The following is an 11834-nucleotide window of genomic DNA, read 5'->3' as shown; positions in this document are numbered from 1 at the left end:
GACTTCTCGGCCTGCGGCGCGGCTGCGGGCGAATCGGTCGCCGCGGGAGCGGATCCGGCCGAATCGTTGCTGTCCTCGAGTGGGAGTTGATCGGGAGCACCGGCGCGCGACCTGCGGCACGACGTCCGCGTGTTCGGCGACCCGTCTCGGGAGCCGTATCGGCAGAATCGCCCGATTGCGTCGCGGGTGCGTCCGAGGACGGCGCTTCGGGAGCCGACTGCTTCGGTGCCGCCTCGGCTGCCGGCCGATCTTCGACGGCAGGCGCGGATGCAGCGGAACGACGCGACCTGGGTGCGTCGGATTTCGGTGCGTCGGATATCGGCGCGTCCGACTTGGCCGGTGCGCTGCCCGCCTGACGCTCGGAAATCGCAGCGATCAGATCGCCCTTGCGCATACCGGAAACGCTCTTGATACCGAGTTCACCAGCGAGGCTGCGCAGCTCGGTGAGAACCATTCCGGACAGGCCTGCACGTCGGCGTGACGTTTCGGGCGCAGAGATTAGTTCCGTATCGGTCACGGAGGTCCTTTCCTTCCCTCGCTCGCTCGATGCGCAGCCGAGGGTTCGTTCCGCAGTTCGGCGTTCTGCCGAGCTCGGATATTGCCGTTCATGTTCGACGCACTCCGTCGACGACACCATCGATCCGAGACCGCAGAGAACCGCGGGGAGGATCGAGTCAGGAGCGTCACATCACTCGGACGTTTGAATCCCCCGAATACAGCGACCTGATTGCCCTGACGAAACCGGCGTCTGAAGCGCACGATGTACGGACAGGGTTCACCATAGCGCCGTTGTCCCCACTCGGCAAGAACCCTACTCGTCGGTTGTCACGCGACGGTGACTCCGTCGGCCACGTCGAGGTCGAGCACCCGCCACCCCTCGGCCGATGCAGCCTCGCGCAGATCGGCCGGAAACTCCTCGGTGCACAGCGCCATGACCGTCGGGCCCGCGCCGGACACCACGGCTGCGATGGACCGCGCACGCAAGGTGGCGATCCAGCGAGTGGTGTCGGGCAACGCCTGGGCGCGCTGGCCTTGATGCAGCAGGTCCTCCGTCGCGGACATCAACAGATCAGGACGCTCGGTCAGCGCCACCACCGCAAGTGCACTTCGGCTGACGTTGAAGGCCGCGTCACGATGGGGCACCAACTCGGGCAACAGTCCCCGGGTGTGCGACGTCGACGAGCGTTCGGACGGTATGAGCACGACGACCTTGATGCTCGGGTGCACCTCGAGCCGCACGGCTGCGTAGTTCCGCGCCGTCACACTGGCATTGGGCGGTTCGCTCCAGGACACGACCGCACCGCCGAGGCAACTCGCCGACGCGTTGTCGGGATGACCCTCGAACTCCGACGACAGCTGGACGAGCTGCCCCTCCGACAGCGCGAGCGACGGATCCACTTTCGCGGCCAGCGCATTCGCGGCAGCCAGGCCACCGACCACAGCCGACGCGGAGGAACCGAGCCCCCTCGAATGCGGAATCACGTTGCGGCAGTGGACATCCAAACCGTCGGCCCACACTCCGGCAGCTTCGAGCCCCCGCTCGATGGCGCGCACCACCAGATGCGTCGGACCCCACGGCACGTCCGCCGAACCCTCACCGTCGACGTGAATTCGAAGTCCCGACGCGGTGGTCGTGACCTCGATCTCGTCGTACAGCCCCAAAGCGATTCCGAGACTGTCGAATCCGGGTCCGATGTTGGCACTGGACGCCGGAACGCGCGCGGTGACCGTGAGCCCGATGGGGAGTGTCGTCGTCATTGCCGGAGATTCCGTCAACTCAGGCCAGCTCGAGCGCAGCCGCGACAGCGACGGGATCGACCGAGATGGGTTCTACGACAGGCATTCCCGACAGCGCTGTGTCGGGATCCTTGAGGCCGTTTCCGGTGACCGTGCACACGACGGTCAGGCCCGGTTCCAGCCAGCCTTCCTTCCGAGCTGCGAGCAGACCGGCGACGCTGGCCGCGGAGGCGGGCTCCACGAACACGCCCTCGGTCTTCGCGATCAATCGGTACGCCTCGAGGATTTCCTCGTCGGTCGCTGCGCGGAATGCTCCGTTCGATTCTTCCTTGGCGTTGACGGCACCGTTCCAGGATGCGGGCGAGCCGATCCGGATCGCGGTGGCGATCGTTTCCGGATCCTTCACCGGCGCACCGTGAACCAGAGGAGCGGCACCTGCGGCCTGGACTCCGAGCATCCGCGGCCTGCGCGTGGTGAGACCGTCACGGAAGTACTCCGAGTAGCCGCGCCAGTACGCGGTGATGTTGCCTGCGTTGCCGACCGGCAGTGCATGGATGTCCGGTGCGTCGCCGAGGGCGTCGCAGATCTCGAAGGCCGCGGTCTTCTGGCCTTCGATTCGGACGGGGTTCACGGAGTTGACCAGACCGATGGTCGGGAACTCGGCCGTGGTCTTGCGGGCCAGTTCGAGGCAATCGTCGAAGTTGCCCTGCACCTGAATGATCTTGGCTCCGTGCATGACTGCCTGAGCAAGCTTGCCCATGGCGATCTTGCCCTGCGGAACCAGTACGGCACAGCTCATTCCGGCCTTGGCTGCATAGGCGGCCGCGGAGGCCGAGGTGTTGCCGGTCGAGGCGCAGAGAACGGCTTCCTGGCCTCGGGCGAGCGCGTCGGTGACGGCCATGGTCATCCCGCGGTCCTTGAAAGAGCCGGTGGGGTTGAGTCCCTCGACCTTCAGATGCACTGTGCACCCGGTCAGTTCGGACAGGTGCCCGGCCGGCAACAGCGGGGTGCCGCCCTCGCGCAACGTGACGGTCTTCCAATCCGGGCCGATCGCCAGACGCGAGCGGTACGCCTCGATCAGACCGGGCCAGGGGGTGTGGACGCTCATACGGTGGTGCCTTCCAATCGGAGAACGCTGGCGACGTTGACGACGACGTCGAGCTGCTCGAGGGATGCGACGGTGTCGGACAGTGCGGAGTCGGCCGCGAGGTGCGTGACGACGACGAGCCTGGCTCCGTCACCCGAACCCTGCTGACGCACCGTGGAGATGCTGACGTCGCGCTTGGAGAACTCGGCCGCCACCGTGGCGAGAACGCCCGGCTTGTCCGCGACCTGCATGCTGACGTAGTAGCGAGTGAGGATGTCACCCATGGGGGCCACCTTGAGCTTGGCGTACTTGGATTCGAGGGGGCCCCGTCCGCCGTAGAACTTGTTGCGTGCGGCCATCACCAGGTCGCCGAGTACTGCGGACGCGGTCGGCGCACCGCCGGCGCCCTGGCCGTAGAACATCAGGCGACCGGCGGCCTCTGCTTCGACGACCACGGCGTTGAATGCACCGTTCACCGATGCCAACGGGTGGTTCAGCGGAACGAGCGCGGGGTAGACCCGAGCGGAGATCCGCTCCTTACCCTTGGGCGTGACGATCCGCTCGCAGATCGCCAACAGCTTGATGGTGCAGTCCAAGGATTTCGCGGTTTCGAGATCGTCCGAGGTGATCTTGCTGATTCCCTCGCGATAGACGTCACCGGCAGTGACCCGCGTGTGGAATGCGATGGACGCCAGGATGGCAGCCTTCGATGCAGCGTCGTAGCCTTCGACGTCAGCGGTCGGATCGGCCTCGGCGTAGCCCAGACGCCCTGCCTCGGCGAGGGTTTCGGCGTAGTCCGCTCCGGTCTCGTCCATGGCGGAGAGGATGAAGTTGGTGGTGCCGTTGACGATGCCGGCAACCTTGTTCACGCGATCACCCGCGAGGGACTGCATCAGCGGACGAACCACGGGAATGGCTCCGGCCACGGCGGCCTCGAAATACAGGTCGGCACGGGACTTCTCGGCCGCGTCGGCGAGCTCTCCGGTGTACTCGGCCAGCAAGGCCTTGTTGGCCGTGATGACGGACTTGCCCTTCTCCAGAGCAGACAGCACCAGCTTGCGTGGAATGTCGATGCCGCCGAGTACCTCTACGACGATGTCGACGTCGTCGCGGCCGACCAATTCTGCCGGGTCGTCGGTGAGCAGCTCGGCCGGTACTCCACGATCGCCGTCGACTCGCCGCACAGCGATGCCTCGAATCGCCAGTGGCGCACCGATTCTGGCCTCGAAGTCCTCGGCGTTCTCGGTGAGGATGCGGACGACCTCGCTACCGACGTTTCCGAGTCCGAGTACGGCGACGCCTATCGGCTTCGATGTCATGGCTGAACCTCCAAGCTGAGCAGATCTTCGATGGTTTCCCGCCGCAGGATCAGGCGCGCGTGCCCGTCCTTGACCGCAACCACAGCGGGCCGCGTCAGCAGGTTGTAGCGACTGGACATGGAGTAGCAGTAGGCCCCGGTGGCCGCTACCGCGAGCAGGTCGCCCGGCCCGACGTCTGCCGGCATCCATGTGTTCTTGATGACGATGTCGCCGCTCTCGCAATGCTTTCCGACCACCCGAGCCACGACGGCCTCGGCATCGCTCGAGCGCGAGACCAATCGACAGTCGTATTCGGCCTGGTACAGCGAGGTTCGGATGTTGTCGCTCATGCCGCCGTCGACGCTGATGTAGCGCCTGCGCGTCAACTTGTCGACGGTGACATCCTTGATCGTGCCGACCTCGTAGAGCGTGACGGTGCCCGGTCCGGCGATGGCGCGGCCGGGCTCGACGGCGATCGTCGGAACAGGCAGTCCCACTGCGGCGGACTCCGTCTCCACGATGGCGGTCAACTTCGCCGCGAGCTGCTCCACCGGGGGCGGATCGTCACTCGGCACGTACGAAATACCCATGCCGCCACCGAGATCCAGAGTCGAGATCTGTGCGGTCTTGTCGACGCCGAACTCCGAGACGATGTCTCGCAGCAGCCCGATGACCTTGTGGGCCGCCAGTTCGAAGCCGTCGACCTCGAATATCTGCGAACCGATGTGACTGTGCAGTCCCACGAGGCGAAGGTTGTCGGCAGCGAACACACGCCGGACGGCTTCGAGCGCAGAGCCGTCGGCGAGCGAGAATCCGAACTTCTGATCCTCGTGCGCGGTGGCGATGAATTCGTGCGTATGCGCTTCGACACCGACGGTGATGCGAATCAGAACGTCCTGCACCACACCTGCTGCGCCGGCGACGCCGTCGAGACGGTCGATCTCGATGTTGGAGTCGAGAACCACATGTTCGACGCCTGCGCGCACGCCCGCCTCGAGCTCGGTGACCGATTTGTTGTTGCCGTGCATGGCAATTCGATCAGCCGGGAATCCGGCGGCCAACGCGATGGCCAACTCGCCTCCGGAGCAGATGTCGAGTGAGAGCCCTTCGTCGGCGACCCAGCGTGCGATCTCACCGCACAGGAAAGCCTTGGAGGCATAGTGCACTCGTTCGGGTGCCCCGAATGCGGCGGCCATTTCACGGCAGCGCGAACGGAAGTCGTCCTCGTCGATGACGAACAACGGTGTGCCGTACTGCTCCGCGAGATCGGTGACCGACACTCCGGCGAGGCGGACGGTGCCGTCCTCACCGCGCTCGGCGTTGCGGGGCCACACCTGCTCGGGCAGCGTCGTCATCTCCGACGCGTCGGCCGGGCGATGGGACATCGATTCTTTCGCGGGGGCATCGGCATGCTTGGGTCCCGCCGGATGTGCGCTCACATGCGCTCCGGTGCGCTGACCCCGAGCAGTTCGAGGCCGTTGGCCAGGACCTGCCGGGTCGCGTTCCCCAACGCCAGTCGTGCAGTGTTCACAGGTCCGGGCTCCTCGTCTCCTTGTGGAAGTACTCGACACGCACCGTAGAAACGGTGGTAGGCCCCCGCCAGCTCTTCGAGGTAGCGGGCGATCCGGTGTGGTTCGCGTAGTTCGGCGGCACTGGCCACCACTCGTGGGTACTCGCCGATCGTCCTGATCAGCTCGCCTTCCTGCTCGTGGGTGAGCAGGCTCAGATCCGGCTGCTGCGCGCTGATTCCCAGTTCGGCGGCGTTGCGCGCGAGCGAGGCCAGCCGGGCGTGGGCGTACTGGACGTAGTACACCGGATTCTCGTTGCTCGCACTCGCCCACAGCGCGAGGTCGATGTCGATGCTGGAGTCGACGGACGAACGGATCATGACGTACCGGGAGGCGTCGACGCCGATGGCTTCGACCAGGTCGTCGAGGGTGATGACGGTTCCGGCACGCTTGCTCATCTTCACCGCAACGCCGTCGCGGACGAGGTTGACCATCTGGCCGATGAGGACCTCGACGGTCTCGGGGTCGTCTCCGAACGCCGCCGCGGCGGCCTTGAGCCGCCCGATGTATCCGTGGTGATCTGCTCCGAGCATGTAGATGCACAGATCGAAGCCGCGCTGCCGCTTGTCCTGGAAGTAGGCGATGTCTCCGGCGATGTAGGCGGCGTTGCCGTCGCTCTTGATGACGACGCGATCCTTGTCGTCGCCGAAGTCGGTGGACCGCAACCACCAGGCCCCGTCTTCCTCGTAGAGGCTCCCCGAGGTCTTGAGGTATTCGACGGACTTGTCGACGGCTCCGGACTCGAACAGCGAGTTCTCGTGGAAGTAGACGTCGAAGTCGACGCCGAACTCGTGCAGGTTCGCTTTGATCCGATCGAACATCAACTCGGTGCCGACGGATCGGAACGCCTCTTCCTGCGCCTCGGTGTCCAGCGCGAGCGCATCGGGTCGCTCGGCGAGCACGTGCGCTGCGATGTCGGCGATGTATTCGCCCGCGTAGCCGTTGTCTGGTGCAGGCTCACCCTTCGCTGCGGCGATGAGCGAGTGAGTGAAGCGCGCGATCTGAGCGCCGTGATCGTTGAAGAAGTACTCACGGGTGACGTCTGCCCCGTGGGCGGACAGGATGCGGCCGAGTGCATCTCCGACGGCTGCCCACCGGGTACCGCCGAGGTGAACCGGACCGGTCGGGTTGGCCGAGACGAACTCGAGATTGACCTTCTTGCCTGCCATCGAGGACCCGTTGCCGAATGCCGAACCTGCCGCGAGCACGCGGGCAACGATCTCGCCCTGCGCTGCAGCGGCCAGTCTGATGTTCAGGAATCCGGGGCCTGCGACGTCGGCCTCGGCGATGGCGGCGTCGGCGGCAAGAGCCTCGGCGAGCCAGCCGGCGAAGTCGCGAGGATTGGCTCCGGCCTTCTTCGCGACCTGGAGTGCCACGTTGGTCGCGTAGTCGCCGTGCTCGGGATTGCGGGGACGCTCGACGGTCAGCTTCGCAGGGAGGACGGATGCATCCAGGCCACGGTCGGCAAGCACCTTCGCGGCGGTCGCGTGAAGCAGTTCGGCAAGATCGGCGGGAGTCACAGGTAGCTATCCTATTGGCTGGTGCGCGGCGTCCTCGCATCCACTGCCCGTCTGCCCGCGAGCAGCCTCGGCCGACGTGGTCCGCGCAGGCTCTGAGCACGCTCTCAGGCAGAGAACGTACAGTGAGGGCGCTCTGCGCCGACGCTCATCCAATGTTGCCGTCACCAGCAGATACGCAGCACCAGCGCCACCGACCACCACCTTTCCTCGACTGAGAGAGCAACTACAGCGATGCCAACGGGTCCCGACAAAGGCAGTCAGAACAAGTCGGCTGCGAAGGCAGACAAAGCCATCAATGCAGCCAACAAGAAGTCAGCTCGCAAGAAGAAGGGCGGCGTGCCCACTGCTACGGGCAGGCAGATTCCCTGGCTGACGGTTGCCGGTGTCGTCGTTGTCGTCGGTCTCGTTGCGGGCCTCGGGATCAATCTGTATCCGAAGTACCAGGACCGAGCCGAGGCGCAGAAGTTCGAGCCCAGCGAGGCCAACCAGGATCCGTCGACGGCCATCGAGGGCGTGACGATGCAGGAGTACCCGGCCGCTCTGCACGTCGGGCGCACGCAGCGAGTCGCCTACGACCAGTCGCCGCCGTTCGGTGGACCGCACGATGCCGTGTGGGCCACCTGCACGGGAATCGTCTATCCCGAGGCCATTCGCACCGAGAACGCGGTGCACTCCCTCGAGCACGGTGCCGTCTGGGTCACCTACAACCCCGACGATCTCAACTCGGATCAGGTCCAGACCCTCGCCGATCGCGTCGACGGCGAAACGCAGATGATGATGTCGCCGTACCCCGGCCTCGACTCCCCGGTCTCGCTGCAGTCCTGGGGCCACCAGCTCAAGTTGGACAGCGTGGACGACGAACGCATCAGCCAGTTCATCTCCGCTTTGCGCCTGAACCGCTTCGCCTACCCCGAGGTCGGTGCCAGCTGCGCATCGGTGCCGGGCACAGGTGACAACGCCTTCGATCCGGACAACCCACCGCTGTTCGATGCCTCCGCGCCCGGCCCGGATGCGGTGCCGATGGACGGTGCAGGAATCACTCCCGACGCCAGCGAGACCGGCGGGGCCGGCGGAATGCAGCTGCCGAGCGATCTCCAGATCCCCACCAACTGATGACCGACCCGACACCGACCGAGGATGCGGCAGCCACCACGTCCGCGACCAAGCCGAGTCAGCGCACCGCCCTGGTGGCGTTGGCGCTGATCGCCGTCCTGGCGATCGGCTTTGCCGTGGGCTTTCTGGTGCAGAGCCCATTGGGCGGCGACGGCAGTGCACCCGCCGCGGACTCGGTAGATGTCGGTTTCGCTCAGGACATGACCGTGCACCACAACCAAGCCATCGAGATGGCCGCGGTGGCGTTGACCAATGCTCCCGATCAGGCCGTCAAGAGCCTGGCCTTCGACATGCTCACCTCGCAGCAGAACCAGGTGGGACAGATGCAGGGTTGGTTGGCTCTGTGGGATCGAGCACCGATCTCGACCGACGGCTATATGAACTGGATGGCCGAGGACGACTCGCACGGTCACTCGATGGGCGGGATGTCCATGGATCCCGGATCCTCGGATCCCACCCGGGCCATGCCGGGCATGGCCAATTCGACCGAACTCGCCGCTCTTCGCCAGGCCACCGGCTCGGACGTCGACGTGATGTTCCTCCAACTCATGCTGCGCCACCACGAGGGTGGCCTGGCGATGATGGAGTACGCGCAGATTCACGCGCAGTCACCGGCGGTGATCAATCTGGCGAAGTCCATGGTTGCCACCCAGACCAGCGAGTCGACGCTGATGAAGCAGATGCTCGCCGAGAAGGGTGCGCAGCCGCTGCCCGAGGGGTGATTTCGACTCCCGTCGCACATGCGCTAGTCTTTCGTACAGCCCAACAGGCACACCGGTTCGTCCGGTGCGCCCCCGTAGCTCAGGGGATAGAGCGTTCGCCTCCGGAGCGAAAGGCCGCAGGTTCGAATCCTGCCGGGGGCACACATCTTTCACGCACGTCACCGTCGTACGGTGGCTGCTCGAACGAGACGGTGGACTTCGATGTCCGAGAATCTCCCCCGAGTCGAGACCGTCGTCGACGACCTGTACTCACTCCCTCCCGCCGATTTCGTCTCGCATCGCGCCGCATATGTCGCCCGGTTCAAGAAAGCCGGCAACAAAGCAGATGCCACCCGCATCGGTGCCCTCCGCAAGCCCACGGTCGTGGCGTGGTTGGTGAACACACTCGCTCGGCAAGACGAATCGGCCCTGGCGGAACTGTTCGATCTGGGTGAGCAACTCGAACGAGCCCAGCAGCGCGGCGACGGACCCCGACTGCGCGAATTGTCCACTGCTCGAAGCACATCTATACGCGCCCTGACCGATCGAGCAGTCTCGCTGGGACGCGACCTCGGCGCGACCGTCGGCGACAACGCTGCCCGCGAGATCGCCAACACCCTTAACGCAGCGATGGCCGATGCCGACATACGCGACCGCGTCCGCGCGGGCAGAACCGTGGTGGCCGAAACGTATAGCGGCTTCGGGCCTGCGCTGCTCTCCCTCGTTCCCGACCCGCCCGACGACGATGACGACCCAGCGTCTCCGGAGATCGAGGACGACCGGCAGAAAGCCGACGAGGCCGAGCGGAACCGACTGCTCGCCGAACTCGACTCGGCCGAATCCGATCTCGATGCTGCGCGAACCGAAGCCGACGAAGCCCGGGCCGAGACTGAACGAACGGCGTCCGAACTACGCAGCGCTGCAGCGGAAGTAGAGCGAATCGAGGCCGAACTGGAGTCAGCCAAAGCCGCAGCGCAGGCTGCGCGAGAAGCAAACGAGGCCAGTGTCGTACAGGCGGAGTCGACGGCGGAGGCAGTCGGGGCGGCCCGCGCCCGGGTCGCCGAAGCCCAGTCGGCCATAGAACAACCGACCTGACCTACCCTGGGGGTGACCACACGCTGGCAAGTCGAGAACTCCGCAGACGATTCCGCGCGGTACATCGAGCGATTCGACCGCCTGGCCGAACGCGGCGTGGATCTGCACGGCGAGGCCCGCATGGTCGACGCGGTCGTCTCCCCCGCGTCGAGCATTCTCGATGCCGGATGCGGCACCGGCCGACTCGGGGTGGAGTTGGCCCGACGCGGACACCGTGTGACCGCAGTGGATCTCGATCCGGTTCTGGCCGAGGCAGCGCGCGCACATCCCGAACTCGACGTGCATGTCGCCGATCTGACGACGCTGGATCTGGGACGGACCTTCGACGCGGCCGTGGCGGCGGGCAATGTACTCGTCTTCATGAAGCCCGGTACCGAACGCGCAGCGCTTCAACGCATCTGGGCGCACCTGACCGAAGGCGGCGTGTTCGTCACCGGATTCGCCACCGATCGCGAGTACACCGTCGCCATGCTCGACGAGGATCTGGCGGCGGTCGGCTTCGTCCTCGAACACAGATTCTCGACGTGGGATCTGCGGCCCTGGCGCAACAACGCGGACTGGGCCGTCACTGTGGCACGAAAGCCGACTCTGCTGGCCTGAGACGAAACGAATCGACCCTTTCGATCACCGTGATTCGAATACCGAGGGTTGATTCGGACGCCCACGGGAAGACTGTGCGTCATGAAGGAACACATGGCGAAGCTGCGGGAATCGTTCTGGTTCATTCCCGCCGTCCTCGGAGTAGTCGCACTCGTGCTCGCGCAGGCTTTGGTGAGTCTCGATCGCTACTTTCTCGACACCCGGGTAGACCTGACCGGTTCGCTGTTCTACCACGTGGGTGCCAGTGGCAGCCGCGACATCCTCGGTGCCATCGGCGGCTCGATGCTCGGCGTCGCCGCAACCTCGTTCTCGATCACCATCTCGGTTCTCGCCACCGCCAGTTCCTCGTACGGTCCCCGCCTGGTGCGCAACTTCATGGCAGACCGTGGCAATCAGGTGGTGCTCGGCATCTTCGGTGCCACGTTCCTGTATTCGCTGATGGTGTTGCGATCGATTCGCTCGATCGAATCCGACGGATCGGTGTTCGTGCCGGACATCGCCGTCAACGTGGCCGTCGCGCTCGCGGTCGTGGACGTGGGTGTGCTCGTCTACTTCATTCATCACATCGCCCAGTCGATTCAGGTCGCAACGCTGTCCGGCCGGGTTCGCGACGAGCTCTCCGAAACCGTCGACGAGCTGTACCCAGTCGAACAACCCACCGACGCCACCTCGGCGGAGGGTGTCGTCAAGCCGCCCGTCTACACCACGATCCTCGCCGAGGAGTCCGGGGTGATCATCGACATCGACGAAAACGAAGTGCTCGAGATCGCCACCGACAGCGGCACCCTGGTCGAGATCCATCGCGCACCCGGTGAGCACGTCGTCGCGGGAGAGCCGCTCGCCGACATCCTCGCCGACCGCTCCGCAGACATCTCCGAGGACGCGGTCGATCGAATTCGAGGCTCGTTCGCCATCGGCACCAGTAGAACGCCTCGGCACGATATTGCGTTCGCCGTCGAACAGATGACGGAAATGGCGGTACGTGCACTGTCGAGCGGAGTCAACGACCCGTACACCGCCCGCAACGCCATCGACGATCTCTCGGTCGGGCTCGTCGCGGTCGTCCAGCGCCCCAGGCCTCACCGCGCGCGCTGCGACTCCGACGGGACCGTGCG

Annotated in this window: 11 protein-coding genes, 1 tRNA gene and 1 pseudogene; 7 read left to right on the top strand and 6 right to left on the bottom strand. The window is 65.5% G+C overall.

The features are described from left to right. The coding region (locus tag RHBS_RS30755) for a hypothetical protein (protein WP_237669293.1) at positions 1-356 on the top strand (356 nt) is incomplete at its 5' end. A 47-nt stretch (positions 357-403) separates the two neighbouring features. On the opposite strand, the pseudogene RHBS_RS30750 reads toward RHBS_RS30755, so the two are convergent. The 6 genes and pseudogenes from RHBS_RS30750 to argS form a co-directional block, all read right to left on the bottom strand. Beyond that, positions 404-454, bottom strand: a pseudogene (locus RHBS_RS30750) (hypothetical protein); the annotation flags it as partial. Between the two features lie 371 nt (positions 455-825). Further along, positions 826-1758 (bottom strand): homoserine kinase, encoded by a 933-nt coding sequence (gene thrB / locus RHBS_RS16625; RefSeq protein WP_121873659.1) that lies wholly within the window; start codon positions 1756-1758, stop codon positions 826-828. 19 nt (positions 1759-1777) lie between these two features. Continuing rightward, the gene (gene thrC, locus RHBS_RS16620) at positions 1778-2845 is read right to left on the bottom strand and encodes a threonine synthase (RefSeq protein ID WP_128646063.1); all 1068 of its coding nucleotides are present in this window, start codon (positions 2843-2845) and stop codon (positions 1778-1780) included. Next, the gene (locus RHBS_RS16615) at positions 2842-4143 is read right to left on the bottom strand and encodes a homoserine dehydrogenase (protein WP_121873660.1); all 1302 of its coding nucleotides are present in this window, start codon (positions 4141-4143) and stop codon (positions 2842-2844) included. Before RHBS_RS16615 ends, thrC begins: the two co-directional genes overlap by 4 nt. Continuing rightward, positions 4140-5561 (bottom strand): diaminopimelate decarboxylase, encoded by a 1422-nt coding sequence (gene lysA, locus RHBS_RS16610; RefSeq protein ID WP_128646062.1) that lies wholly within the window; start codon positions 5559-5561, stop codon positions 4140-4142. Before lysA ends, RHBS_RS16615 begins: the two co-directional genes overlap by 4 nt. Further along, complete coding sequence (argS, locus tag RHBS_RS16605; RefSeq protein ID WP_128646061.1) at positions 5558-7210, bottom strand: arginine--tRNA ligase; 1653 nt, start codon at positions 7208-7210, stop codon at positions 5558-5560. Before argS ends, lysA begins: the two co-directional genes overlap by 4 nt. 231 nt (positions 7211-7441) lie before the next feature. On the opposite strand from argS, the gene RHBS_RS16600 reads away from it, so the two are divergent. The 6 genes from RHBS_RS16600 to RHBS_RS16575 form a co-directional block, all read left to right on the top strand. Then, positions 7442-8323: a DUF3105 domain-containing protein gene (locus RHBS_RS16600; protein ID WP_128646060.1), complete on the top strand. Its 882-nt coding sequence runs from the start codon at positions 7442-7444 to the stop codon at positions 8321-8323. Further along, positions 8323-9045: a DUF305 domain-containing protein gene (locus RHBS_RS16595; RefSeq protein WP_128646059.1), complete on the top strand. Its 723-nt coding sequence runs from the start codon at positions 8323-8325 to the stop codon at positions 9043-9045. Before RHBS_RS16600 ends, RHBS_RS16595 begins: the two co-directional genes overlap by 1 nt. Before the next feature lie 68 nt (positions 9046-9113). Continuing rightward, a tRNA-Arg gene (locus RHBS_RS16590) sits at positions 9114-9186 on the top strand. A gap of 60 nt (positions 9187-9246) precedes the next feature. After that, complete coding sequence (locus tag RHBS_RS16585) at positions 9247-10119, top strand: hypothetical protein (RefSeq protein WP_128646058.1); 873 nt, start codon at positions 9247-9249, stop codon at positions 10117-10119. A 12-nt stretch (positions 10120-10131) separates the two neighbouring features. Next, positions 10132-10719: a class I SAM-dependent methyltransferase gene (locus RHBS_RS16580; RefSeq protein WP_237669291.1), complete on the top strand. Its 588-nt coding sequence runs from the start codon at positions 10132-10134 to the stop codon at positions 10717-10719. Positions 10720-10800: 81 nt separating this feature from the next. Continuing rightward, a partial coding sequence (locus tag RHBS_RS16575; RefSeq protein ID WP_145977532.1) for a DUF2254 domain-containing protein occupies positions 10801-11834 on the top strand: 1034 nt, incomplete at its 3' end.

This window comes from Rhodococcus sp. BS-15 (assembly GCF_000813105.1).
Lineage (GTDB): Bacteria > Actinomycetota > Actinomycetes > Mycobacteriales > Mycobacteriaceae > Rhodococcoides.
This window is presented reverse-complemented; position numbering and strand designations above follow the sequence as displayed.